24 protein-coding genes are annotated in these 23133 nt (G+C 63.7%); 12 read left to right on the top strand and 12 right to left on the bottom strand.

Annotated features, from left to right (window positions below; translation table 11 throughout):
- Window positions 1-52: 52 nt before the first annotated feature.
- Genes ACYVJH_RS11695 through ACYVJH_RS11680 form a run of 4 tightly spaced genes read left to right on the top strand, consistent with a single transcriptional unit; the run spans window position 53 to window position 6390 of the window.
- Window positions 53-2884, top strand: coding sequence for a molybdopterin oxidoreductase family protein (locus ACYVJH_RS11695; RefSeq protein ID WP_460454817.1), 2832 nt, complete (start codon window positions 53-55; stop codon window positions 2882-2884).
- Between the two features lie 2 nt (window positions 2885-2886).
- Window positions 2887-4665, top strand: coding sequence for an SLC13 family permease (locus tag ACYVJH_RS11690; protein WP_460454816.1), 1779 nt, complete (start codon window positions 2887-2889; stop codon window positions 4663-4665).
- The gene (locus ACYVJH_RS11685) at window positions 4665-5423 is read left to right on the top strand and encodes a 4Fe-4S dicluster domain-containing protein (RefSeq protein WP_460454815.1); all 759 of its coding nucleotides are present in this window, start codon (window positions 4665-4667) and stop codon (window positions 5421-5423) included. The genes ACYVJH_RS11690 and ACYVJH_RS11685 overlap by 1 nt, the downstream gene beginning before the upstream one ends.
- A 1-nt stretch (window position 5424) precedes the next feature.
- Window positions 5425-6390, top strand: a complete 966-nt coding sequence (locus tag ACYVJH_RS11680; RefSeq protein WP_460454814.1) for a dimethyl sulfoxide reductase anchor subunit family protein — start codon at window positions 5425-5427, stop codon at window positions 6388-6390.
- A 31-nt stretch (window positions 6391-6421) separates the two neighbouring features.
- Here the strand turns inward: ACYVJH_RS11680 and hemC are convergent, their stop codons facing one another.
- The 6 genes from hemC to ACYVJH_RS11650 form a co-directional block, all read right to left on the bottom strand.
- Window positions 6422-7330, bottom strand: a complete 909-nt coding sequence (gene hemC / locus ACYVJH_RS11675) for a hydroxymethylbilane synthase (RefSeq protein WP_460454813.1) — start codon at window positions 7328-7330, stop codon at window positions 6422-6424.
- A gap of 11 nt (window positions 7331-7341) precedes the next feature.
- Window positions 7342-8073 (bottom strand): LytR/AlgR family response regulator transcription factor, encoded by a 732-nt coding sequence (locus ACYVJH_RS11670; RefSeq protein WP_460454812.1) that lies wholly within the window; start codon window positions 8071-8073, stop codon window positions 7342-7344.
- Between the two features lie 31 nt (window positions 8074-8104).
- Window positions 8105-8776 carry an alpha/beta hydrolase gene (locus tag ACYVJH_RS11665; RefSeq protein WP_460454811.1) on the bottom strand — a complete coding sequence of 224 codons (672 nt, stop codon included), beginning with the start codon at window positions 8774-8776 and terminating at the stop codon, window positions 8105-8107.
- Between the two features lie 62 nt (window positions 8777-8838).
- Window positions 8839-9348: a Hemin transport protein gene (locus ACYVJH_RS11660; RefSeq protein WP_460454810.1), complete on the bottom strand. Its 510-nt coding sequence runs from the start codon at window positions 9346-9348 to the stop codon at window positions 8839-8841.
- A 15-nt stretch (window positions 9349-9363) separates the two neighbouring features.
- Window positions 9364-9540: a hemin uptake protein HemP gene (gene hemP / locus ACYVJH_RS11655; protein WP_460454809.1), complete on the bottom strand. Its 177-nt coding sequence runs from the start codon at window positions 9538-9540 to the stop codon at window positions 9364-9366.
- 74 nt (window positions 9541-9614) lie between these two features.
- A complete protein-coding gene (locus ACYVJH_RS11650; RefSeq protein ID WP_460454808.1) occupies window positions 9615-10016 on the bottom strand; it encodes a host attachment family protein in 402 nt (133 codons plus the stop codon).
- 589 nt (window positions 10017-10605) lie between these two features.
- On the opposite strand from ACYVJH_RS11650, the gene ACYVJH_RS11645 reads away from it, so the two are divergent.
- The 4 genes from ACYVJH_RS11645 to ACYVJH_RS11630 all read left to right on the top strand — a co-directional run bounded on the left by ACYVJH_RS11645 (window position 10606) and on the right by ACYVJH_RS11630 (window position 14101).
- Window positions 10606-11214, top strand: coding sequence for a hypothetical protein (locus tag ACYVJH_RS11645; protein ID WP_460454807.1), 609 nt, complete (start codon window positions 10606-10608; stop codon window positions 11212-11214).
- A gap of 14 nt (window positions 11215-11228) precedes the next feature.
- Entirely contained in the window at window positions 11229-12179 is a 951-nt protein-coding gene (locus ACYVJH_RS11640) for a lysostaphin resistance A-like protein (RefSeq protein WP_460454806.1), read from the top strand.
- A 1048-nt stretch (window positions 12180-13227) separates the two neighbouring features.
- On the top strand, window positions 13228-13467 hold the full coding sequence (locus tag ACYVJH_RS11635; RefSeq protein ID WP_460454805.1) for a hypothetical protein: 240 nt from the start codon (window positions 13228-13230) through the stop codon (window positions 13465-13467).
- 43 nt (window positions 13468-13510) lie between these two features.
- Window positions 13511-14101 (top strand): hypothetical protein, encoded by a 591-nt coding sequence (locus tag ACYVJH_RS11630; RefSeq protein ID WP_460454804.1) that lies wholly within the window; start codon window positions 13511-13513, stop codon window positions 14099-14101.
- A 212-nt stretch (window positions 14102-14313) separates the two neighbouring features.
- Here the strand turns inward: ACYVJH_RS11630 and ACYVJH_RS11625 are convergent, their stop codons facing one another.
- Window positions 14314-15081 carry a hypothetical protein gene (locus tag ACYVJH_RS11625; RefSeq protein WP_460454803.1) on the bottom strand — a complete coding sequence of 256 codons (768 nt, stop codon included), beginning with the start codon at window positions 15079-15081 and terminating at the stop codon, window positions 14314-14316.
- Between the two features lie 562 nt (window positions 15082-15643).
- Between ACYVJH_RS11625 and ACYVJH_RS11620 the strand changes: the two genes are divergently transcribed.
- Both ACYVJH_RS11620 and ACYVJH_RS11615 read left to right on the top strand, forming a co-directional pair.
- Window positions 15644-16174 (top strand): hypothetical protein, encoded by a 531-nt coding sequence (locus tag ACYVJH_RS11620; protein ID WP_460454802.1) that lies wholly within the window; start codon window positions 15644-15646, stop codon window positions 16172-16174.
- A gap of 226 nt (window positions 16175-16400) precedes the next feature.
- Window positions 16401-17192: an HNH endonuclease gene (locus ACYVJH_RS11615; protein ID WP_460454801.1), complete on the top strand. Its 792-nt coding sequence runs from the start codon at window positions 16401-16403 to the stop codon at window positions 17190-17192.
- Window positions 17193-17227: 35 nt separating this feature from the next.
- Here the strand turns inward: ACYVJH_RS11615 and ACYVJH_RS11610 are convergent, their stop codons facing one another.
- Together ACYVJH_RS11610 and ACYVJH_RS11605 are read right to left on the bottom strand one after the other, a co-directional pair.
- Window positions 17228-18157 (bottom strand): hypothetical protein, encoded by a 930-nt coding sequence (locus tag ACYVJH_RS11610; RefSeq protein ID WP_460454800.1) that lies wholly within the window; start codon window positions 18155-18157, stop codon window positions 17228-17230.
- The gene (locus tag ACYVJH_RS11605; protein ID WP_460454799.1) at window positions 18154-18603 is read right to left on the bottom strand and encodes a DUF6932 family protein; all 450 of its coding nucleotides are present in this window, start codon (window positions 18601-18603) and stop codon (window positions 18154-18156) included. Before ACYVJH_RS11605 ends, ACYVJH_RS11610 begins: the two co-directional genes overlap by 4 nt.
- Window positions 18604-18731: 128 nt before the next feature.
- On the opposite strand from ACYVJH_RS11605, the gene ACYVJH_RS11600 reads away from it, so the two are divergent.
- Both ACYVJH_RS11600 and ACYVJH_RS11595 read left to right on the top strand, forming a co-directional pair.
- Entirely contained in the window at window positions 18732-19061 is a 330-nt protein-coding gene (locus ACYVJH_RS11600; protein ID WP_460454874.1) for an excalibur calcium-binding domain-containing protein, read from the top strand.
- A 120-nt stretch (window positions 19062-19181) separates the two neighbouring features.
- On the top strand, window positions 19182-20009 hold the full coding sequence (locus ACYVJH_RS11595; RefSeq protein WP_460454798.1) for a PDZ domain-containing protein: 828 nt from the start codon (window positions 19182-19184) through the stop codon (window positions 20007-20009).
- Here ACYVJH_RS11595 and ACYVJH_RS11590 read toward each other — a convergent pair.
- From ACYVJH_RS11590 to dtd, 3 genes are all read right to left on the bottom strand, one after another.
- The gene (locus ACYVJH_RS11590; protein WP_460454797.1) at window positions 19994-20281 is read right to left on the bottom strand and encodes a hypothetical protein; all 288 of its coding nucleotides are present in this window, start codon (window positions 20279-20281) and stop codon (window positions 19994-19996) included. The two genes, ACYVJH_RS11595 and ACYVJH_RS11590, sit on opposite strands and share 16 nt — an antisense overlap.
- A 437-nt stretch (window positions 20282-20718) precedes the next feature.
- Window positions 20719-22575 carry an RNA polymerase sigma factor RpoD gene (gene rpoD, locus ACYVJH_RS11585; RefSeq protein ID WP_188663192.1) on the bottom strand — a complete coding sequence of 619 codons (1857 nt, stop codon included), beginning with the start codon at window positions 22573-22575 and terminating at the stop codon, window positions 20719-20721.
- A gap of 97 nt (window positions 22576-22672) precedes the next feature.
- Window positions 22673-23110 carry a D-aminoacyl-tRNA deacylase gene (gene dtd / locus ACYVJH_RS11580; RefSeq protein WP_460454796.1) on the bottom strand — a complete coding sequence of 146 codons (438 nt, stop codon included), beginning with the start codon at window positions 23108-23110 and terminating at the stop codon, window positions 22673-22675.
- Window positions 23111-23133 lie beyond the last annotated feature (23 nt).

The following is a 23133-nucleotide window of genomic DNA, read 5'->3' as shown; positions in this document are numbered from 1 at the left end:
CCGCGGGCGCCGGGCCTCGCACCCGCCGCCCGTGACCGGCACAATGCGCGCCATGCACGAGCCCGTCCTCGATCTGCAAAAGCCGGTGGGGGACCAGGTCCGCCAGACCACCTGCTACATGTGCGCCTGCCGCTGCGGCATCAACGTGCACCTGCGCGAAGGCAAGGTGCGCTACATCGAAGGCAACCCCGCGCACCCGGTGAACCGAGGCGTGCTTTGCGCCAAGGGTTCGGCCGGCATCATGCAGCACTACTCGCCGGCGCGACTGGACAAGCCGCTGCTGCGGGTGGGCGAGCGCGGCGAAAACAAGTTCCGCGAAATCGAGTGGGACGAGGCCCTGGACCTGGCCTCTGGCTGGCTGCGCGAGACCCGCGCCAAGGACCCCGACCGCCTGGCCTTCTTCACCGGCCGCGACCAGAGCCAGGCCCTGACCGGCTGGTGGGCGCAGCAGTACGGCACCATCAACTACGCTGCCCACGGCGGCTTTTGTTCGGTGAACATGGCCGCTGGCGGGCTTTACACGCTGGGCGGCAGTTTCTGGGAGTTCGGCGAGCCCGACTGGGAACACAGCAAGTACCTGATGCTCTGGGGCGTGGCCGAAGACCACGATTCCAACCCGATCAAGCTGGGCCTGGGCCACATGAAGGGCCGGGGCGCCAAGGTTGTCGCCGTGAACCCGGTGCGCAGTGGCTACGGGGCGATCGCCGACGAATGGGTCGGCATCCGGCCGGGCACGGACGGGCTGCTGGCGTTCGCGCTGATCCATGAACTGCTCAAGGCCGACAAGATCGACCTCGACTACCTGGTGCGCTACACGAATGCGCACTGGCTGGTGGTTCGCAATCCGGGCGGGGCGGATGACGGGTTGTTTGCGCGGGACGCCGAGGGGCGGGGGCTTTGCTGGGACCGCGGGCAGGCTTCTGTGGGCGCCGTGCCGGCCGAAGCGACGGGCATCAACCCCGCCGTCGTCGGCGAATTCACCCTGCCCGACGGCCGCAGGGCCGTGCCGGTGTTCCACCTGGTCGCACAACGCTACCTGGACCCGAAGTACTCGCCCGACGCCGTCGCAGACCGCTGCGGCGTGCCTGCGGCGACCATCCGCCGGTTGGCGAACGAGCTGGCCGCGGCGGCCTTCGACGAACCGGTGGTGATCGAGCAGCCCTGGACCGACGTGCACGGCGTGCGCCATGAGCGCATGGTCGGCCGCGGCGTGTCCTTCCACGCCATGCGCGGCATCAGCGCACACTCGAACGGTTTCCATACCTGCCGCGCGCTGCACCTGCTGCAGCTGCTCCTGGGCGCGGTGGATACGCCGGGCAGTTTCCGCTACCAGCCGCCCTTCCCGCGCCCGGTGCCGCCTGCCAACCGGCCCGGCAAGACCCGGCAGGCCAACGGCGCACTCGACGCGGCGCCGCTGGGTTTCATCCACGGGCCCGAGGACTTGCTCGTGGACGCCGACGGCCAGCCGCGACGCATCGACCACGCCTATTCCTGGCGCTACCCGCTGGCCGTGCACGGCATGCTGCACACCGTGATCCGCAACGCCTGGGCCGCCGATCCGGCACCGGTGGACGTGCTGTTCCTGTTCATGGCCAACATGAGCTGGAACTCGGCCATGAACACCGCCGAGACCATGCGCTGGCTGACGGACAAGGACGAGTCCGGCGAGTACCGCATCCCGAAGATCATCTACTCGGACGCTTACGCCAGCGAGATGGTCGCCTACGCCGACCTGGTGCTGCCGGACACGACCTACCTGGAACGCTTCGACGCCATTTCGATGCTGGACCGGCCGATTTCCGACGCCGACCGCGCCGCCGACGCCATCCGGCATCCGGTGCTGGATCAAAGTACCCAGCGCGAAGGCCGCGACGTGCGCGGCTTCCAGGACGTGCTGCTGGACCTGGGCGCGCGCATCGGCCTGCCGGCGCTGCTCAAGGACGACGGCAGCCCGCGTTACCGTGACTACGCCGACTACATCGTCAACCACGAACGTGCGCCCGGTGTCGGCCTCCTGGCCGGCTGGCGCGGCGACGGCAGCCAGCATGGCAAGGGCGCGCCGAACCCGGACCAGCTCGACCGCTACCGCGCCAACGGCGGCTTCTGGAGCGCCGAGGTGCCCGCGGCCGGGCGCTATTTCAAGATGGCCAACCGCGATTACCTGGCGTGGTCGCAGCAGATGGGCTTCATCGCCAAGGCCGAGCCGGTGGTGCTGCAGCTGTATTCGGAAACCCTGCAGAAATTCCGGCTCGCGGCGCTGGGCCACGGGCCGGTGCAACCCCCCGAGGCCGAACGCGGGCGCGTTGCCGAGTACTTCGACCCGTTGCCGACCTGGTACGAACCCTTCGAGGGCAGCCAGCTCGACCTCAAGCGTTACCCGCTGAGCGCCGTGACCCAGCGCCCGCCGTTCATGTACCACGCCTGGGGCTCGCAGAACGCCTGGCTGCGGCAGATCACCGCGCGCAACTTCCTGTACCTGCATCCGGACACCGCGGCGCGGCACGGCCTGGCCAACGACGACTGGGTGCACGTGGACTCCCACCACGGCCGAATCACCGTGATGTGCCGCCTGGCCGGCAACGTGCAGCCGGACACCGTGTGGACCTGGAACGCCATCGGCAAGCGCCGCGGTGCCTGGAAGCTGGCGGCGGACGCGCCGGAGGCCACCAAGGGTTTCCTGCTCAACCACCTGATTTCCGACAAGCTGCCCGACGGCGGTTACGCCAATGCCGACCCGGTGACCGGCCAGGCCGCCTGGTTCGACCTGCGCGTGGCCATCCACAAGGCCGGCCCCACCGACGAAAGCCATCCGCAGTTCGCCGCGCTGGGCGATAACGGCGACAATGCCGCCTTGCGCTACGGCGCCGATTTCAGGAAATCCTGACGATGGAAATGGATGCCATCCTGACGCTGGTGGTGCTGGTGGGCGCCGTCACCCTGTTCGTCACCGAAAAGTTGCCGGTGGACGTGGTGGCCATGCTGGTGCTGGCCAGCCTGCTGGTGCTGGGCCTGGTGACGCCGGTGGAAGCGCTGTCGGGCTTCTCGAGCGAAGCCACGATTACGGTGGCGGCGATGTTCGTGCTCAGCGCCGGCCTCGCGCACACCGGCGCGCTGGCGTCGCTGGGCAGGCTGTTCGGGCGGGTGAAGAACGGCTTCCTGTTCATGCTGCTGCTGATGCTCATCGTCGGCCCGATCTCGGCCTTCGTGAACAACACGGCGGCGGTGGCGGTGCTGCTGCCGCTGGTGCTGGCGGCGTCGACGGCCAACCGGCAGTCGCCGTCCCAGATCCTCATCCCCATGTCCTACGCGGCCCAGATGGGTGGCGTTTGCACGCTGATCGGCACGTCGACCAACCTGCTGGTGAACTCGCTGGCCAAGGACCTGGGCCATCCGGGCTTCGGCCTGTTCGATTTCGCGCCGGTAGGCCTGATCACGATGGCCGTGGGTTTCGTTTACCTGCTGCTGATGCGCCGCTGGCTGCTGCCCAAGCACGCGCCGGCGGCCATCACCGAAACCTACGAGCTGGGCAAGTACATCACCGAACTGCGGGTGATGCCGGAGTCGCCCCTGATCGGCCAGTCGGTGGCGCAGGCGCAGCTGGGCGAAAAACATTCCGTGTACGTGCTCGAGCTCATGCGCGGCGAACAGAAACACTGGTCGCCGCGCGGCGAAGAACTCCGCGAGGGCGACGTGCTGCTGGTGCGCGGCAACCTCGAGAAGATCAAGACGCTCAAGGACAGCAGCAAGCTCGACTTCGAGCCCGAGTTCAAGCTCCAGGACAGCCAGTTCAGCGGTGAGGACGGCGACCAGTCGCAGGTGCTGGTGGAAGCCATGGTCGCGCCGGGCTCGCGCCTGGTGGGCCACACCCTGCTCGAACTCGACTTCCAGTGGACCTACAACGCCACCGTGCTGGCCGTGCACCGCCGGGGCGAAGTGCTGCGCGAGAAGCTGCGCGACGTGAACCTGAACGTCGGCGACGTGTTGCTGCTGCTGGCGCCCAAGTCGGAACTCAACGTGCTGCGTGCCAACCACAACCTGATCGTGCTCAACGAGCGCGAGGAAGCCGCCCTGCCCAAGCGCAAGGCCTGGCTGGCGATCGGCATCATGGCCGCCGCGATCACGGTGGCGGCCCTGGGCTGGCTGCCGATCGTGGCCTCGGCGATCCTGGGCGGCATCGCGCTGGTGGCCACGCGCTGCATCGGCAACGACCAGGCCTACCAGGCCATCGACTGGCGCGTGATCGTGCTGCTCGCCGGCGTGCTGCCGCTGGGCATCGCCATGCAGAAATCCGGCCTGGCCCAGGGCATCGCGGACTTTTCGGTGAACTGGGTCGGCGGCTTCGGGCCGCTGGCCGTATTGGCGGTGGTGTACCTGACCACCGCGCTGCTGACCGAACTGATGAGCAACAACGCGGCGGCCGTGCTGATCACGCCGATCGCCTTCACCACGGCCGTGTCCATGGACGTGAGCCCCACGCCCTTCCTGGTGGCGGTGCTGTTCGCCGCCTCCACCAGCTTCGCCACGCCGGTGGGCTACCAGACCAACACCATGGTCTACAACGCCGGCAACTACCGGTTCGTGGACTTCATGAAGATGGGCATCCCGCTGAACCTCATTTTCTGGGGCATGGCCGTGTTCCTAATCCCGAAGTTCTTCCCGTTCTGATGACGTCGCTGCCCAAACCCTCTGCCAAGAAGCTGGGCCTGGTGATCGACCTCGACACCTGCGTGGGCTGCCACGCCTGCGCGGTGTCGTGCAAGGAGTGGAACGCCGGCGGCATCGCCGGCCCGCTGACCGACGAGCGGCCCTACGGCAAGGACCCCAGCGGGGTCTGGTTCAACCGCGTGCACAGCTACGACGTGGCCGCCACTGCCGAACAACCCGCCAGCACCCTGCATTTCCCGCGCAGCTGCCTGCACTGCGAAACGCCGGCCTGCGTCACCGTCTGCCCCACCGGCGCCAGCTACAAACGTGCCGAGGACGGCATCGTGCTGGTGGACGAGGACAAGTGCATCGGCTGCAAGCTGTGCAGCTGGGCCTGCCCCTACGGTGCGCGCGAATACAGCGCGGTCGAGGGCGTCATGAAGAAGTGCACGCTGTGCGTGGACCGGATCTACAACGAAACCATTCCCGAGGTGTCCCGCGAGCCGGCCTGCGTGCAGGCCTGCCCGACGCGCGCGCGTCATTTCGGCGACCTGGGCGACCCGGACTCGAAGGTTTCTAAGCTGGTGGCCGAACGAGGCGGTGCGCCGCTGATGCCCGAACTGGGCTACGCGCCGGTGAACCGCTACCTGCCGCCGCGTCCGCGCCGCGCCGGCCCGCCGGGCGAAACCGCGGCGGCGCCGGAAGCCCCGCGCGAAACCGTCGACCCCTCGCAACTCAACCCGCTGCTGCGCTGGCTCGACCGCGCCCTGAGCCGCTGACATGCATCCCGCCTTTTCCGTGCTGTTCTTCTCCACCTTCTCCGGCGCCGGCTACGGCCTGTTGGTGTGGACAATGCTGCTGCTGGCCTTCGAGCGCCCCGGTGCGCTGATGGGCAATACGCCGGCGCTGTTCCTGGGGCTGCTGGCCGGGGCGACCGCCTTCTTCACCATCGGCCTGCTCAGCTCCCTGGGACACCTGGGGCAGCCCCAGCGTGCCTGGCGGGCGTTTTCGCAGTGGCGCACGTCCTGGCTTTCGCGCGAGGGCGTGATGGCCGTGCTGGTCTACGTGCCGGTGGCGGCGCTGACCTGGTGGCTGTCGGCGCCCCTGCGCGGCGTGGAGGCCGGTGCGGGATTGCCCGATGACGTGCGCTGGGTGATCTGGACGGCACTGCTTTTCGCACTGGGCACCGTGATCTGCACGGCGATGATCTACGCATCGCTCAAGCCGATCCCGGCCTGGCGGCACCCGCTGGTGCTGCCGGTATACCTGGGTTTCGCGCTGCTGTGCGGACTGCTGCTGATGATGCTGGGCCAGCGCCTGGCCGGCGGCGTGGCCATCGCGCCGCTGCTGGTGGTGGCGGCCGGGCTGGCGGTAGTCCTGGCTTTCATGAAGTGGCTGTACTGGCGCGGCATCGACCGCAGGCCGCTGCCGGTCAGCAAGGCCTCGGCCCTGGGCCTGCCCGAGGGGCGCGAGGTGAGCGTGTTCGAACGCCCGCACACCGAGGCGAACTACCTGACCACCGAGATGGGCTTCGTGCTGGCGCGCAAGCACTCACGCAAGCTTCGCCTGATCGCGGTGCTGCTGTTCGGCCTGGTGCCGGTGATTTGCTGCTGGCTGGCCTGGATGTTCCCGGAGGCCGCCACGCCGGTGCTGGCGGTGGCGGTGCTGGGGTCGCTGCTGGGTGCGCTCGTCGAACGCTGGCTGTTCTTCGCCGAAGCGAAGCACCTGGTGATGCTCTATTACTGACCCACGATAGGTCGGCAGGAGCGCCTTCGCGTCAGGGCAGCAGGGCGTCGGCGCCGCGCGCGACCAGCATGTCGGCAACCTGCTCGCCCAGTTTCTCCGGCTCGCTGGCGGGGCCGCTGGCATAACCACGCACGGTCTTCCCGGTCTTTGCGTCGCCGACCAGGCCCTCGAGGGAGAGCTTGTCGCCCTTGAGCGTGGCGTAGGCGGCGATCGGCACGCGGCAGCTGCCACCCAGCAGGCGGGTCATCGTGCGCTCGGCGTTGGTGCAAGCCGCCGTATCGGCGTGGTGCAGCGGCGCGAACAGCGCGGCCGTGGCGGCGTCGCCGGCGCGCACTTCCACCGCCACCGCCCCCTGGGCCGCCGCGGGGATGAAACGCGGGGCCTGCAGGCGTTCGCGGATACGCGCGCCCATGCCCAGGCGCTCGAGGCCGGCGCAGGCCAGCACGATGGCATCGAAATCGCCGGCGTCGAGCTTGGCCAGGCGGGTATTGACGTTGCCGCGCAGGTCACCGATGACCAGGTCCGGGCGGTGCGCGCGCAGCAGTGCCTGCCGCCGCTGCGAGGAAGTGCCTACGCGGGCGCCGAAGGGCAGTTCCTCGAAGCCGGAAAAGGTGTTGGACACGAAGGCGTCGAAAGGGTCGGCGCGTTCGAGCACCGCGGCCAGTGCGAATCCCGGTTCGAGCGCCATTGGCACGTCCTTGAGCGAATGCACGGCGGCGTCGGCCCGGTCTTCCAGCATCGCCACCTCCAGTTCCTTCAGGAACAGGCCCTTGCCGCCGATCTCGGCCAGCGGCTGGTCCAGGATCTGGTCGCCGCGCGTGGTCATTGGCACCAATTCGACCTGCAGCGCCGGATGCGCCTGGCGCAGCAATGCGGCCACGTGTTCGGTCTGCCACAGCGCCAGCGCGCTTTCACGCGTGGCCAGGCGGATCTTTTCCATCGGTCCTCCCCCTAGAGGTGTTTCAAGCGTTCGCGCAGCGTCGGCAGGCAGCGGCGGCTGACTTCGAGGGCAGCGTCGTCGTTGCGCAGCATCGCGCGCACCTGGCCGTCGGTGCCGCGGCGCAGTTCGGCAAATTCGTCGGCGGCCACCAGGCAGTTGCGGTGGATGCGGATGAAACGCTCGCCGAATTCGTTTTCCAGCGACTTCAGCGATTCTTCGATCAGGTCTTCGCCGCGGGCGTGGTGCACGACCACGTATTTTTCCTCGGCCTGCAGGTAGCGGATCTCGTCGACCGGGATCAGGCGCAGGCTGCCACGCAGGCGCGCGCTGAGATGGCTGCGCTGGCGCGGCTGGCCACCGCCGAGTCCGGGCAGTTGCTGCGCGCTGCGTTGGCGGCGGGCGCGCTCGAGGGCTTCGGCCAGGCGTTCCCGGCGCACCGGCTTGACCAGGTAGTCCACGGCCGCCGCTTCGAAGGCCGCCAGCGCATGCTGGTCGTAGGCGGTGCAGAACACCACGGCCGGTGCGGGCCTCAGGCCGGCCAGGTGCTGGGCGGCCTCCAGGCCGTCCATAACCGGCATCGAGATATCCAGCAGCACGATGTCCACGCCCAGGGCTTCGGCCTGCTCGACGGCATCGCGGCCGTTTTCGGCCTCGCCGGCGATGACATGCCCACCCACTTCCCCCACCAGCGCCTTGAGGCGCTCGCGAGCCAGCGGTTCGTCGTCGACGATAAGCAGCTTCATCCCCGAAGTATGCCCCAGAGCCGCCGCCGGCTCAGCCCGCGGCGAACCGCCGGTCCATCCAGGCGCCCAGATCGCGGATTTCCTCGGCGCAGACGTTGTGCTGCATCGGATAGCTGTGCCAGTCCACGTCCACGCCCAGGGTCTTGAGCAGGTCGCGGCTGCGGGCGCCGAAAGCTTCCGGCACCACGGGGTCGTGGGTGCCATGGGCCATGAAGGTCGGCGTGGCCAGGGCCTGCGGCGTGGCCTCGGCTTTCGTGGTCGAGCCCATCGGCAGGTAGGTGGACAGGCCGACGAGGCCCGCGACCGCACGCTCGCGGCGCACGCCGGCGGCCAGCGCGATGGCGCCGCCCTGCGAGAAGCCCGCAAGCAGCAGGCGCTCGGGCGGCACGCCGCGGGCGTCTTCGCGCTCGATCAATGCTTCGACCTGGGCGATGGATTCGCGCACACCGGTTTCGTCGGCGCGCTGGTCGAGGTCGAGGTTCTTCAGGTCATACCAGGCGCGCATCGGCACGCCATTGTTGAGCGTGACCGGGCGCACCGGCGCATGCGGAAACACGAACCGCAGCGCCGGCCAGCCGGGGCGCAGCAGCTCGGGAACGATTGGTGCGAAGTCATGGCCGTCGGCCCCCAGGCCATGCAGCCAGAGGATGGTCCAGGCGGGGTTGGCACCCGTTTCTTTTTCTACGGTTTCCAGCAAAGGCATCGGCAGGGCTTTCTTCGGGCGGAAAGCCGCATTATGCCCGCCGCGTCGCGACCTGCAGCCGGTCAGCCTGCCGCTGGCGCCAGTGCGCTGTGCAGGTCCTGATGAATGCGGCGCGCGCGGTCCGCGCCCAAGGGCGATAGCCGTACCTCTGCGGCAGCCAGGGCGACCTGCCCCGCGCGGCCAGGCACCGCATGCAGGCGCAGGGCACAGGCGCGCCAGGCAGGACGCACGACGCGCCGGCAGCGTTCAATCCAATGCTTTGAAGCAACGCTGCCGCCGTCGAATGACGGCAGGCCTTCGAGCAAGCGGGCCCAGGCCAGGAAATCGCTGTCGGGCAGCACGTGCAGCTGCCAGCAGGTTTCGCCCCCGGTGGTGTAGAAGCAGACGGACTCACGCGGGCCGTCGGCCTCGAGCCGGACGCAGCCTGCGGCCCAGTGCGCCTTCGACCAGCCGGCCAGCGGATGCGGATCGCTGGCTGCGTGCAGGCAGAGCACCGGCCCCAGGGCGCAGAGACTGCGTGGGTGGGGCCGGCCCTGCGTGAACAGCCGGTGGGTTTCGGGATTGCCGGTCATGGCGGGCCTGGCGCCCTACTTCACCAGGATCAGCTTGTCGTTGCGGGTGTGGCGAAGTCGGTAGACCTGGTCGCCATGGCGGATGAGCACCTCGCGATTGCCGCGCATCAGTTCGCGGCTGTCGTGGTCGGGCTGGACGCCAGGACGGATGGACGCAGGGATCGGGGCGGGTTCGGGCTGGGGGACGTGCATGGCCGGCTCCTTGGGGAATCGGCCTTGATGATAATGCTTCGCATTTGCATGTCAAGCCATCCCGCCCGGAAACCTCAGTCGAGCGCCTGCAGGGTCTTCTGGATGTCTTCCACCGGCGAGTTGGTCAGCGTCTTGGCCACTTCGACCAAGAGGCGCTGCTGCGCTTCATGGTGCAGCAGGGGCCGCATGCGGCCCAGGGTGGTCGGGTCGGCGATCAGCACCAGGCGCTCGTAGCGATGGTTTAGCGCGCCGTCGTTGAGCACCTGGGCCAGCTGCTTGGCGAAGGTGGCCTCGACGATCTGCTGGTCGGTGGCGTCCTTGGGCATGCTGCCCGCGGGGCCGTCGATCATTTCGCCGAGTTCGAGGATGTCGAACTGGTGCAGCTTGATCTTCTGCTCGTTGCCCTCGTTGCGGAATACGCGGGCGCCCGCGCCGTCGGCGACTACGATCAATGAATCGGCAGGAATCCTGGTCATGTTCGTCTCCGGGTGGTCTTGGACACTGACTCTCTCGCACCAGGCATAAACCCAGGGTGAGCGACCCAGACCGTCGAATCGCTGGTGCTGCGCGGCGATCTGGTTTGCCGGCCACGGGCTCTCGGGTCTCGTTGCAGGTTGCGATGACCCTTCTGACCCTCCGAGGGTCAGCCGAGAGGGTGACGGCGAGGCAGTAGCGGGTGCCGCCGTTGTGCATGGACGCAGACGCGGTCAGTCCAGTCGCGCAGGCCGAGACCGAGTGCCCGTGGATGACAACCATCCGACCACGGGTGCGCGAGCACGCCCGCCGCTGGCGACCAAGGGATGCTTCACCGCAGATCCGGAATTGCTCAGAAGACTACGCATGCGAGAAATATTCGCTGTCGTGCGGGAGTTTGATTGGCGCGGCTAACACAAGCAGCCGCGGCGCAATACCGTTTACCGCTTGAAGCGCGCTCTGTTAGAGCTGCTTAGCCAGTCGTGTCTGCCTGAGCTAACGAGGGCCAATCGAACTCTACAACTAATATCGCGCAGCCCAACTGCCATGAAGTTGGGCGCAACCCATCACTAAAGTCAGGGAAATATGCGCGTGACCAAAATTTCACTTCTCGCTGCGGCACTGCTTTGCGCTGGCTTCTCATCACCGGCCAGCTCTGTTGCTCTTGGAGATGACCAGTCTCCTGAAATGACCCTCACTCGGGAACCGCTGGGCCAGCCTACGCCCATGGTCGAGTTTGTCGACCTCAACCCCACGCTTCAGTCGGCCACCATCCCATTCGTTGACGACGAGGGCCGGTACTTCGAGGCACTCGTCAACCTGTCGAATCGTGGATACGTAGTCCGCAATGCAGCAGGGCAAGTTGTCGGTTCGGGGACGATCAGCATTGCCAGGCGTGATCTCCTCCTGGACATGCTCTCAGAGGATGAGGATGGCGTCATTGACTGCTCCAACCTGGAGAGTTGTGCCACTGAGCTCCTTGGCTTTGTTTGGGGCCTGATTGAAGAAACGCAGAGACGGGATGCCGCGTGGGAGTGCGCCGCTGCCTACCGGTCGGCGTTGACGGACTACATGAATGCCGCGGCAGCTTGTGCCAACGAAGCCCGCCAATCCGGCCAGGTCATGAGGTTTGAGGGAACCGCACCTCAACAGGTTGGATGCGGAGTCATTCCGGGCAATACTTCTTGCACTCCGGTCTGACCTAAGCAGGACGCATGCGCGTCATAATCTTTGCCATCGTTGCCTCACTGGTCGCAATCCTTTTCACCGGCGAAATCGTTGGTTTCCGCCCCATTGATGGGCAAGAAAAGCTCATCACCGTTGCGGGAGTCTTCGAGGAAAGTCCAGTTCGATCGGGCACTTCGCTTGTTGAGAGTCATGGATTGGGCGTTGGCAAAGCGAACGAGGTCCTGTGCGAGCGCAGGACCTCGTTTGATGCAGGTGGAGCCAGAATAGAGTCATCTGCCGCAGGGCACGTTGTTGTCTGCCGGTTCAAAGTGACCATGGGCACTGATGTCGCGAGTCCGGAAAGCCATCCCTATTCCTACTTCAGGCGGGACTCGCGCTGGAAGCTCGAAGAAGGCCAGGGTTTCACTGCGACAAGTGGCCCGTCACGAAAGCTCATAAATTGGCCGATATATGTGGTGGGCAACGCGCTGATCCTCGCAGCTGTTCTGCTCGCACTCTGGACTGTCCGCACCCGACTGCTTGAGGGAATGCCCAGGGAGAGCCGCCCGTTCCGGCGCGCATCGGCACTCAGCCTTGCGATCTTGTGGCTCGCTTCCTCAGTCTCTCTACTTTATTGGGCACTGACGGGAGAGCACCCTGAGGGAAGCCAGATTCACTATCTCGCACAGCCCGAAGCTCTGCTCGGAAGCCTGTTGATTGCCCCTCTACTTGAAGAGATTATTTTCCGCGGCGTGATTCAGGAGTGCTTCCAGAAATCGACAGGGGCATGGACTGCCATCATTTTGTCTGCAACTACCTTTGCCCTTGCTCACGACTCGGATATTGGAGGCTTCGTCTCACTGTTCGTCTCTGGCCTGGTTTTCGGCTGGATACGTTATCGGACAGGGAGCCTGGTCATTGCCATTGCTGCGCATGGGCTCATGAACGCTGTCATCGTTGGAGTTCAGCTGGTCTCAGCGGCGGGCGGCCTGGGGTAGATCGGCCCTTCCAAAGGTTGCCGGACGAGGCATCTCGCCACCACTCAGCTCTTCTGCAATGACGAGCGCGTAACCGGCGAGCAACGCGCATTGGCTTTCAAGCCTGAGGCAACCCACCTCGGGGCTCCTTGGATCGGCCTCCGGCCAGGAGATCTGCGAGCTGCCGCAACACAGGGGGATGCGGGACGGGGTTGGACACCGTTGGATACCAATGTGGTGGGCCCACCAGCAACCATACGGACTGCTTAATTAATTGTTTCTATTGGCATAGATGACGGCTAGAGCTTAGCTTTACTCACATTCTTACTCACTTTGTCACTTGCTTGCCCGTGGGCACAAGCACCAACAAAAGGTGCGTGGGATAGAGCCCGCCTCGTGAACTGGTGATACTGGGCAGCCCGCCGTGGCTTAGGGAGCCCGCTGTGACCGTTCGCCGGAAGCTTGGACTTTCCAAATGCCTTCGCGCCCATGGGCAAGTCCAGACTGGCCAGGTCATCGAACTTCGTCAATTAGACCGCTGCAGTGGCAGGTCCGTTGCGGAAGCGGGTGGCCGCTTAGTTAGACCGTATGCGTTGGAAGAAACTTGGGATCCAGTCCGCATTCGCCTACAGAGACTCGAAAGTGAACTCTTTCAACAGCGACCTAAATGACCTCGTGGTTGAGCTTGAGCAAGCTGAGGAAGCGCGCGTGTACGCCAGCGAAGCCAGCTCCCTTGCTTGGCGGTCATTCCATTCTCTCCGCGATTCGATGGTCCTAGTTCAAGGCCTGGATGAATCCGAGGCATGGAAGAAAACGGTGGCAAAGATCAAGGAGACGGACGAAAGGTACGCAGCAGCGAAGGAGCGGTTGTTTTCAAACGGGCTAGCTATTCAAGAACTTGCTCAGCGACATCCGGATCAACTTGTTTTCATTAGGCATTCGCTTAGCGATGCGTATCAGAGGCTTAGGGCGAGGGGCATCAAGTAGGGCCTCACCCGACAACGGCGTCAATGCTTTGGCCAAGCATAGCTCCCGTTTTATTTACCTAGCCAGTTGACTGGAGTTCACCATGGAAAACCTGCTGCCTGATTCACCCCTCAGTGCCCAGCTGCAAGAGTCGGCCGGGTATGTTGACGCTCTGCGGATCATTATCGCCGCGCTCATCAAGACGCACCCGGACAAGGCAGCATTGATCGCAGTCATCAGGGAGATTCAGGCGCGGCCCAGTTCACAGGCAATGTCACATGTCTTGGCCAGACAAGAGGGGTTTGACCGCGCGATGGCCGAGATGATGTCGTGGGCTGACTGAGGCCGCCTGCGGCACAAGCCATAGCAGACTCAAGGAGCCGTTCATGTCCCTCGCTGAGTTCATTGCGTATGTATTTACTCCGCTGACAACCGCTCTGGCGGTATGGGTGGCGTATCTGGCCGTATCGAAGGGTACAGAGCCTCAGCTTCTAGCATTTTATCAACCCAATCCTGACGTCCCTTCGCTGATCGATCTGGTGATCGAGAATGCTGGCGGTGGCAGCGCATATTCGGTTGCACTTTCGGTGCCCGTTCCTGTTAATTGCTTTGGTATTGAAAAGCCGGACAAAGATGCCGGCTCCATTCCTGTCTCTGGCTTTCCCTCTGTTGCGCCAAGCCAGCGCTTCGTATTTAACGGTGGCCAGTACGCCGGGTTGGACAGTCAGTTGAAAGATGGCCTGACCGTAACTTTTTCGTACAAGTACAGGAACGCAATAGGATTCGAGCGCAACGGCCGAGAGAAATTTGTGCTGAGCGTCAAGCACCTTCAATCGATGCCGACGCGCACCAGCGCGGACCAAGCGATAGTCGACGCCCTCAAGGGGCCGAACAACACTACTGTCCAGGAGATTCGGAACGAGCTTCGCGTTATCGCCGGCCATCTCGCCTCGATTGCTAAGGGCCGAGTGGGCTAGAAGCCTAAGAAAAGTTGCCGCCCACGGCTCAGCTTCTTCCGTTCTTCAGGCGGCCGGCACGCGCAGATGGCATCCGGGGCGGCAGGCACGCGGTGCCAGACGGGACCTGCAGGTGTATGTAGGAGAACCGCTCGACTTGAATCGCGTAACTCTCGCGAACTCTTTTCAACGCTCCTGGGCGAACCCGAACCAACCTAGCCCCCCTGGGGAGGCTAGGCTGCATACTCAGGAGGCGCCCAATTCTCAATCATTGTGTCCGATAGCTCTGCAGCAGTTAGGGCGTCGCTCAGTGCCTGGGGATGCAGAATCATCCGACTGTCTCCCAACTCGTGCAGGAAGTACGGGCACGCCACCCCCAAGGAGTTCAATTCATCTTGCGCTTCGATTGCACCTCTAGGATCGGGGCTCGTTATGCTCTCGTTGAATACTCTCTGCAACTCCTCTGCTCGACCCGCATCCTCTTCTGTTAGTTGCGCTGGCGGAACATAAAGCGGGATTCGGTGTGCCAACCCATCCCGGAAATCAGTTGAGTAAATGGCGTGCCACGCCTGAACGTCTGCCTTGTCTAGGTAGTCCCTAATTGCTTGAGGGAGAAGCTTCTTCAGCTTGCCCTTGAACAGCGATACGTCGTACCGCTGGAAATCTAGGCCGAACTCAGATGTGTACGTCCAGGCGAGATTGTCTTGAATTGCGTTTCCATGTAGCACGAGGGCGTGCAGGCATATGTTTACGTCCTCCAGCGCCTCTCGCGCTAATGGTGCAACCTGCCCCGGCGGAAATTGTTCAAAAATTCGCTCAGCACACCGCCGAATTAGGTTGAGCCGACGCGCAACCCCATGAAGCATGAACTTCTTGGCATCCGCTTGGTTCAGGTGTTGCTGAGCAAATCCAATAGCCTGGATACTGGCTCTCATCAGCTTCGTCGTAACTCGTGGAAGCTCAGTTTCAAAGTGTTGGATTGCTTCAGGTGGGTAGTTCATCTGTGCGCCTAGTGATCCCGAGACCGTATCATTCTGCGTCGCCGCGGAGGGGTCAAATGCACTCTCATTCCTGACTCGCGCGGCGGGACAGGCTAAGTTTGGAGTCGCGGGCGCCCAGGTGCCACGCCGGCCCGGCCGCCCGACTGAAGGACACCACGGTGTAGGCGCCGCCTAAGGCTTCCCTGAGGTCCTTGTAGGGCCGCAGAACCGGGTAGCCGTCCACGAAGACGCTAACCAGCTGACGGGCCGTCACACGACCAGGCTGGCCCTGGGCGTCGGGCTCCCGACTCTCGTTGTAGGTGGCAACGACTCTCCTGACCGCCTGAGGGTCAGTCGATAGCGTAACGGCAAGGCAGTAGCGGGTGCCGCAGTTGTGCATGGGGGCAGACTGGATTAGTCCAGTCGCGCCGGCCGAGATTGGTTGCCAGCGGGAGACGACCACCGGGCTACGATTGCCCGGGGTGGGACCTCCCGCTGACAAGGCCATGCTAGCGAGAATTTGGCTTCCGGGGGGCATACCCTGCACTTAGCGCTCAGCCCAAGCTACGGAGTCGCAGTTGCCATGATGCCTACCAACGATGATCCCAAAACAGCAAATCGATCGGCTAGAAACCAGAGCAAGAGGAATGCCGAGCAACGCAAGTCAGACCACAACCGGGAACAGGCCAGACAGCGCCGACACACTGAAATGGCAAGGGCTGCGACTCTCACGCAGCAGGCGGATAGAGCGAGCGAGGACAACAAGCACTACGCTCAGCTAGTCACCGCGGTGGGATATGGCGGCTTCTTCACACTGTGGGTATATGCCAAGGACGGCATGCCTCCCGCATTGGCTGCGGGCGCGGGCGCGTGTATTGCCGCCTCCATCGTGTTCTTTATTGGCTTCGAACTCTATAAGGCCTTCGTTGTTGGCTTAGCCTACCAACGCTACCGAAAAGGGAAATCGAACCTCCTTGATGCACAAATGGAGATCGATGCAATCAATGACCATTGGTTGTGGACATTCTCGCTAGCCACCATCTTTGGACTTGCAGGTGGGCTATCGACGCTGGGCTGGTACGTGATTAATTCCGTCCTGCTCGCCGCCGCTTAACTTTGGCGATCTGGTCACATGGGGCCCTGGGGTCTTGCCCTCTCAACCCCTCCATTGGAGCCGGCGCAGAGAGGGTGCCGCACGAGGTAACTACCCCAGAGGTAGGGTCGCCCCCGCCAGCGGGGCATCTCTCCCTGCGGCTCCCCCTCTACGGGCCTCCTAGGCCTATCCAGACCCTTGAGATGCCCCCTCCCCGCCCCCAGCCTGTTCTAAACCGGGGTTAGGGGTGGTTTATGCCGTCGTGGCCGCTAAACGAAAAGGGTTAGGCAAGAACCTTCGCTTTGAGGTCTTCAAGCGAGACGGGTTTCGTTGTCAGTACTGTGGGGCGTCGGCTCCAGATGTCCTATTGGTCGTTGACCACATCCATCCTGTTGCGGGTGGAGGCAAGAACGACATCCTTAACCTGATTACAGCGTGCGAGCCGTGCAATGCCGGAAAGGGCAAGCGCGAGCTGGGGGACCATACGGTCCTGGAGAAACAGCGGGACCAGCTGCAGGAGCTGAGCGACCGCCGCGAACAGTTGGAAATGATGATCCAGTGGAAGGAGGGTCTTTGCGACCTTCGGGCCTTGGCGGTGGACCGGATGGCCGACCTATGGAGCCGCCTCGTCCCGGGCTACGTGCTTAATGAGCATGGCCGCCAAACCCTGCGGAAGCTGGCGGGGCAATTCGAGGCCGGCGAACTCATGGAGGCCATGCAGATCGCGACCAGTCAGTACCTTGAGTACAAAGAGGACAAGCCCACCCAAGAGTCCGTCGAGGTCGCCTGGAATAGGGTTGCGGGGATCTGCCGCATCCGGGAGCTGGAGAAGACCAAGCCCTACATCAAGGACCTGTATTACGTCCGAGGAATCCTACGGAAGCGGGTGTACGTGGACGAGTACCGAATCATGGGGATGCTTGAGGATTCTCACTTGGCTGGCATCCCGACTGACCAACTCAAGCGAGCAGCGAGAAACTGCCGTAACTGGACGGAGTTTCAAGCGGATCTGCTGGAGGCTGCTGAAGGTGTTGCCTAATGCTCAGAGTGTTTGCTCCAGCTCAACCTACGCGATTAACTGACCTGAGGAAGGGCTGGCCCCACGCTTAGAAGCGTGTAGCTTTGAATGTCCTGCTCTGTTGTTGGGTTGTGCATCCTGTTGAGCAGCACCTTGAACTCCGTCTTCTGACCGAGATGCAGCTCTTGGACGGCGGGATACAGTTCACGCGGGTACTTAGCTGCGATCTTATCGCCATCGTTGGTTCGCAGTGTAATTCGCCCTCTCGCGCTGAGCAGTTCTACCTCTGCGAATACAGTCAACACCTCCGGCGCAACCTCAGAAAGCTGCGCCAGCCTATAGCGAAGCTCAGCCACCCTGTACGGCGATGCCGTCCAACTGTGACTGACGTCTGCCGGGTCCGTCCATGCCAACTCAACGCTACACTTCTCGTCTTCCAGCTCCTTCAGCAGCTTCCCAAGCTGACGGGCCCCTTTTGGCCCAGCGTTCAGTGCATTTGCCGCCAGCTCGCTTGCGTCGGAACGCAGGAGCTGAAACGTCGCCTTGAGGCTAGACTCCAGAAGGGAGTCACCCGCAAGGTCGGGCGTCACATTCCCGGTGATGACCAGTTGTGTAGAACCCGCAACGACATCGGCCAACCGCAAATCCAAAATGTTCTGCAGCGCTTCTGAAGATCGCTTCTCATCCACCCCATGCTGCAGCTTGTAGGAGATCGATTCCATCGCTCGACTAAAGCTATCTGCCAGCTTGGACAGAAACACCAGCGGGATCGCCCCGGCGTTTAGCCGAGGGCCGATCAATCGAAGCGTCACTAGCTCCTTTGCACGCTCAGCTTTCGCGAGATAGAGATCATGCTGGAGCTCAGCCAAGTGAGCTCGCATGGAGTCGCTCGCGAGTGTCGCGAATGGCTCAGCCGCGCTACTGCCTTGCGGGATCAGGGCCGCTGCACTCTCGATCTGCTGCTCCAGCCAAGCGATCCTGTTCATAGTGTCGCTACGATAAGCCCTTTGGGGGTCTCTTGGTCATGGCAGAAGCCAAAAAGACCGCGCCAGTATGCGAGTTGATTCAGGTCCCCAGGATTCACCATAAAAGCATCGCATTGAAAGATGGCCTTCGCCCCACGCGAAGTACCGAATAGCTGATTCAGGCGACTTTGGTTGGCTGTGAACTGTGGCAAACATTCAGGCTCCGGCACCCAAAGCAGATCGATGTCACTTGGGTCCGGTTTCTCAGTGACAAAGGAGCCGTCGATCCATATCTGGCCTTTCAGGCCATAGCCACGGAGTTCGCCCATAAACGCGTCAAACTGGTCCAGCAGCTCCCGCCGCGTCGTACTCCCTGGAAACGCGGACACACACAGCTCCTCCAAGCCCGCTCGATCGAGCGGGTGGAACCCAGCCTGCAACAGTGGCGGGAAATCTGGCTTTGACATCGCCCCTTCCGGTGTCCTTAACCGAAACGCCAAGTCCGTGGCAGTCCGGCCACCCAAGGAGGCCTAGGCATGGCCGCCTCGTGGCATGCTTTCCGTTGGCCAGGGGTATCGACCAATCGGTGACCAATATGCGCTTGCCCAGGATGGCGCAGCTATTCGTCGTCTTAGCGACCTGTGCGGTTGCGTGGCAGTCTCAGGCCCACAGCGGCGGGACAAATGCGGACGGGTGCCACACGAACCGAAAGACCGGGGACTACCACTGCCACTCTCCGAAGGCGAAGCCGCGTGCGGCACCCCCTTCCACGGCCTTGCAGAGGCCATTTGCGGCGAAGGCTAGCTCCACCAGCTACGTGAACTGCACGGAGGCCAGGGAGGCTGGGGCGGCGCCCGTCAAGCGGGGCGATCCGGGGTACGGCAGCCATCTTGATCGCGACAATGATGGGGTGGGGTGCGAGTAATTCTCGCCGCTGGTCCACGGCGGGTGGTCTACCCTTGGCCGGACAGGCTGGGGTAGCCCGTTCGCCGGATAGGGACCGCACGCTCTCGGGTCCCAGCGATTGCCGTTACAGGGGAAAACTGTGGACACCAAGAATTGCATGCGGGCAGGGACAGCCCTGGCTCTCCTCACCCTCGTTCTGGCCGGCTGCGCAAGCAGCGGCTACAAGGCCTTCTATACCCCCGTCCCAGGAGTGACACCCGAGAACATCGCAAAGCGTCGGGCGGCCCCCGCGCCTCCGATGCCAACACTCGAAAAGTCAGCCCCTGCCAATCCGGAGCAGATAGTCGCTGCCTATGCGCAGCGCGGATATGGGCTCATCGGGTACTCAAGCTTTAACAGCGGTGCCCGCGAGTCGGAGCAGTCGGCCTTAGAGCAGGGTCAAGCCGTGGGGGCCGATATCGTCCTGGTGGTCAACCCGACCTACACCGGATCAGTGACGTCCAATCTACCCATCACGACGCCAACCACCACCACGTCGTACACCAGCGGTACGGCAACTGCGTATGGCTCGGCTGGTTCGGTAAACGTCTACGGCAACTCGACCACGACCACCTACGGCAGCCAAACGACCTATATCCCCATCACGACGCACCGGAATGACTACGCAGCCGCCTACTTCGTCCGCCAGCGCTTCACCCTCGGCGCATACGTTCGAAACTTGGAGGATCAGGAAAGGCAGCAACTGCAGACGAACCAGGCTGTGGTCGTCCAGACGGTAGTGAACGACACGCCTGCCTTCTACGCGGACATCCTTCCTGGGGATGTACTCCTGGATATCGACGGAACCCGCATACCGGACCAGACTCGATTTGGCGAAATCACGGACTCGAAGCGAGGCCAGACCGTGGTCGTGACCTTGTCGCGCAATGGCGCCGTCGTGAAGAAGGAAGTTCAGCTAAACCCGTAGGGGCGGCCACCATGCTTGATCGCGTAGTCAGCTTGGGTGATGGCAACAGCTAGATGAACAACTCCCCCGCTAAATTCAAAGCACCAATCGGCTACCTCGGGGATACAGGCACTGCCAAAGGGCTTGGTGTCTTCGCTTCTCGCGATATACGCCAAGGCGAGATTGTCGAGATATCCGCTGCCATCCTTTTTGGCGGAAGCCTCGAAGATACCCCCGATCCGCTTAGCAATTCTGCATTCGGCCAAACGCCCCCAAAGCTGCCAGCGTTGCATGTGTTGGACACCGCTGGATGCCAATGTGGTGGGCCCACCAGGACTCGAACCTGGAACCAAGGGATTCGCGTGGTCCCGGAGTTTCCCCCGGCGCGGACTATCTCTTCACCCTTCGCCGAGGCGTGTGGGGTGCGGGACGCTCTAGCCTGTCATCAAGGGCACTTCAGCCCCCAGGTAGTCTCTGCACCTTCCGGCGGTGTACCGCCGGCTTGGCTCAGGATTGCCGCCGTCCGTGTCGCCACGCCGCTGCGGTTTCCCTGAATTCATCCCGTTCTCGTCCGCCCATTCCTGGGCGGCGACACCTTTCGATGAGTCCCCTGCTCTAACCATTGAGCTATAGGCCCGTGGGGGGAATCGTATAACGAAAACGGCCGCTTGCGCGGCCGTTTTTCCGGTCTCGCCGCCCCTCTCCCGCGAGGGAGCCGGGGGAGCCGGACTTACTCGAGGTCGAGGAAGCTGCGCAGCTGTTCCGAACGGGTCGGGTGGCGCAGCTTGCGCAGGGCCTTGGCTTCGATCTGGCGGATGCGTTCGCGGGTGACGTCGAACTGCTTACCGACTTCCTCGAGGGTGTGGTCGGTGTTCATGTCGATGCCGAAGCGCATGCGCAGCACCTTGGCCTCGCGCGGGGTGAGGCCGGCCAGCACGTCGCGAACCGTTTCCATCAGGCCCAGGTTCGTGGTCGCGTCGATCGGCGACTCGATGCTGATGTCCTCGATGAAATCGCCCAGGTGCGAATCCTCGTCGTCGCCGATCGGGGTCTCCATCGAAATGGGCTCCTTGGCGATCTTGAGCACCTTGCGGATCTTGTCCTCGGGCATCTCCATCTTCTTGGCAAGCTCTTCCGGGGTCGGTTCACGACCCATTTCCTGCAGCATCTGGCGGGAAATACGGTTGAGCTTGTTGATGGTCTCGATCATGTGCACCGGGATGCGGATGGTGCGCGCCTGGTCGGCGATCGAGCGGGTGATGGCCTGGCGGATCCACCAGGTGGCGTACGTGGAGAACTTGTAGCCGCGGCGGTATTCGAACTTGTCCACGGCCTTCATCAGGCCGATGTTGCCTTCCTGGATGAGGTCGAGGAACTGCAGGCCGCGGTTGGTGTACTTCTTGGCGATGGAAATCACGAGGCGCAGGTTGGCCTCAACCATTTCCTTCTTGGCCTTGCGGGCCTTGGCCTCGCCATAGGCCATGGCGCGGTTGATTTCCTTGATGTCCGGCAGCGACAGGAACAGCGACTGCTCGATGCCCACCAGCTTGTGCTGCTCGGCGACGATCTCGTCCTTGTGCTCGCGCACGCCGGAAGCCCACTTCTGCTTGCGACGGATGACTTCGTCGGCCCAGTCGAGGTTGATCTCGTTGCCCGGCCAGGCGCGCAGGAAGTCCTTGCGCGGCATGCGGGCGCCGCGCACGCAGATGTCGAGCACCTTGCGCTCGTGTTCCTTGACCGAATTGACCACCTCGCGCAGCTTGCGCACGAAGGCGTCCATCAGCGCGAGCGGCAGCTTGAGGCGCAGGAATTCCGCGGCCATTTCCTCGCGGACCTTGACGGTCTTCTTGTCGGAGGCGCCGTACTTGACGTGGGTCTTCTGGAACTTGGTGTAGAGCGCCTTGAGCGCGTCCATCCGGCGGCCGACCTCGGCCGGGTCCGGACCGGTGTCGACGACGGTTTCTTCTTCGTCGTCGCCGTCGGTCGCGTCATCGTCGTCTTCGGATTCGGCGTCTTCGTCGCTGGCGGTGGCCGCGTCGGGCACCACGGCCTCGGGCTCTTCCATGTCCAGGAAGCCGACCACGACTTCGTTCAGGCGCTTCTTGCCTTCCAGGTGCTGGTCGTAGTCCTCGAGCAGCAGCTGGATCGACCACGGGAAGCTGGCCAGCGAGGCGTGGACCTGGTTCAGGCCTTCCTCGATGCGCTTGGCGATGGCGATCTCGCCTTCGCGGGTGAGCAGCTCGACCGAGCCCATTTCGCGCATGTACATGCGCACCGGGTCGGTGGTGCGGCCACCTTCGCTGTCGAGCGCGGTGAGCGCGGCGGCGGCTTCCTCGGCGGCGGTGTCGTCGGAATCACGCTGCGACGAGGAATCGGACAGCAGCAGCGTCTCGGCGTCGGGCGCAACCTCGTGCACCTCGATGCCCATGCCGTTGATCATGCCGATGATGTCTTCGAGCTGTTCGGCATCGACGATGTCGTCGGGCAGGTGATCGTTGACCTCGGCATAGGTCAGATAACCCTGCTCGAGGCCCTTGCTGATCAGCTGCTTGATTTCGGACTGCTGCGCCGGACGATCGTTGGCCATGAAAACGTGTCCCGAGACGAGGGAAAATGGAACCGCGCAGTATACAGGACGCCCGCCCGCCTAGCTATCTGTTTGATTAACAGGGGGTTTTGGACGCCTACGACTGCAGTCGGAAGGTGACTGGGCCATCGTTGGCCAGGCTGACAAGCATGTGGGCGCCGAAGCGCCCGGTTTCAAGGTGCGGGTGCCGGGCCCGGCACAGCTCCACCAGCCGGTCGAAGCACCGCCGGCCCTCCTCCGGGCTGGCGGCCGAGGTGAAGCTGGGCCGCATGCCGCTGCGGGTGTCGGCCGCCAGGGTGAACTGGCTGACCAGCAGCAGGCCGCCGCCGGTATCGGCGAGGGACCGGTTCATGCGGCCCTGGTCATCGGCGAAGACCCGGTAGCCCAGCAGCCGGTCGGCCATGCGGGCGATGCGGACCTCGTCGTCGCCCGGCTCCACGGCCACCAGCGCCAGCAGGCCGGGGCCAATGGCGCCCACCACCTCGCCGTCGACTCGGACACTGGCTTCAAGCACGCGCTGGATGAGGGCGATCATGGCGGCATCGTCGCCGCGCGCCG

The organism is Arenimonas aestuarii (assembly GCF_054781715.1).
This window is presented reverse-complemented; position numbering and strand designations above follow the sequence as displayed.

What these genes read in the sequence shown, in the direction of transcription:
- dtd (WP_460454796.1), bottom strand. Translation starts at nt 23,110, where the DNA reads ATGATCGCCCTCATCCAGCGCGTGCTTGAAGCCAGTGTCCGAGTCGAC.
- ACYVJH_RS11685 (WP_460454815.1), top strand. Translation starts at nt 4,665, where the DNA reads ATGACGTCGCTGCCCAAACCCTCTGCCAAGAAGCTGGGCCTGGTGATC.
- ACYVJH_RS11695 (WP_460454817.1), top strand. Translation starts at nt 53, where the DNA reads ATGCACGAGCCCGTCCTCGATCTGCAAAAGCCGGTGGGGGACCAGGTC.
- ACYVJH_RS11600 (WP_460454874.1), top strand. Translation starts at nt 18,732, where the DNA reads ATGCGCTTGCCCAGGATGGCGCAGCTATTCGTCGTCTTAGCGACCTGT.
- ACYVJH_RS11605 (WP_460454799.1), bottom strand. Translation starts at nt 18,603, where the DNA reads ATGTCAAAGCCAGATTTCCCGCCACTGTTGCAGGCTGGGTTCCACCCG.
- hemC (WP_460454813.1), bottom strand. Translation starts at nt 7,330, where the DNA reads ATGGAAAAGATCCGCCTGGCCACGCGTGAAAGCGCGCTGGCGCTGTGG.
- ACYVJH_RS11630 (WP_460454804.1), top strand. Translation starts at nt 13,511, where the DNA reads ATGTCCCTCGCTGAGTTCATTGCGTATGTATTTACTCCGCTGACAACC.
- ACYVJH_RS11635 (WP_460454805.1), top strand. Translation starts at nt 13,228, where the DNA reads ATGGAAAACCTGCTGCCTGATTCACCCCTCAGTGCCCAGCTGCAAGAG.
- ACYVJH_RS11670 (WP_460454812.1), bottom strand. Translation starts at nt 8,073, where the DNA reads ATGAAGCTGCTTATCGTCGACGACGAACCGCTGGCTCGCGAGCGCCTC.
- ACYVJH_RS11625 (WP_460454803.1), bottom strand. Translation starts at nt 15,081, where the DNA reads ATGAACTACCCACCTGAAGCAATCCAACACTTTGAAACTGAGCTTCCA.
- ACYVJH_RS11690 (WP_460454816.1), top strand. Translation starts at nt 2,887, where the DNA reads ATGGAAATGGATGCCATCCTGACGCTGGTGGTGCTGGTGGGCGCCGTC.
- ACYVJH_RS11590 (WP_460454797.1), bottom strand. Translation starts at nt 20,281, where the DNA reads ATGCAACGCTGGCAGCTTTGGGGGCGTTTGGCCGAATGCAGAATTGCT.
- ACYVJH_RS11665 (WP_460454811.1), bottom strand. Translation starts at nt 8,776, where the DNA reads ATGCCTTTGCTGGAAACCGTAGAAAAAGAAACGGGTGCCAACCCCGCC.
- ACYVJH_RS11680 (WP_460454814.1), top strand. Translation starts at nt 5,425, where the DNA reads ATGCATCCCGCCTTTTCCGTGCTGTTCTTCTCCACCTTCTCCGGCGCC.
- ACYVJH_RS11650 (WP_460454808.1), bottom strand. Translation starts at nt 10,016, where the DNA reads ATGACCAGGATTCCTGCCGATTCATTGATCGTAGTCGCCGACGGCGCG.
- hemP (WP_460454809.1), bottom strand. Translation starts at nt 9,540, where the DNA reads ATGCACGTCCCCCAGCCCGAACCCGCCCCGATCCCTGCGTCCATCCGT.
- rpoD (WP_188663192.1), bottom strand. Translation starts at nt 22,575, where the DNA reads ATGGCCAACGATCGTCCGGCGCAGCAGTCCGAAATCAAGCAGCTGATC.
- ACYVJH_RS11610 (WP_460454800.1), bottom strand. Translation starts at nt 18,157, where the DNA reads ATGAACAGGATCGCTTGGCTGGAGCAGCAGATCGAGAGTGCAGCGGCC.
- ACYVJH_RS11640 (WP_460454806.1), top strand. Translation starts at nt 11,229, where the DNA reads ATGCGCGTCATAATCTTTGCCATCGTTGCCTCACTGGTCGCAATCCTT.
- ACYVJH_RS11660 (WP_460454810.1), bottom strand. Translation starts at nt 9,348, where the DNA reads ATGACCGGCAATCCCGAAACCCACCGGCTGTTCACGCAGGGCCGGCCC.
- ACYVJH_RS11620 (WP_460454802.1), top strand. Translation starts at nt 15,644, where the DNA reads ATGATGCCTACCAACGATGATCCCAAAACAGCAAATCGATCGGCTAGA.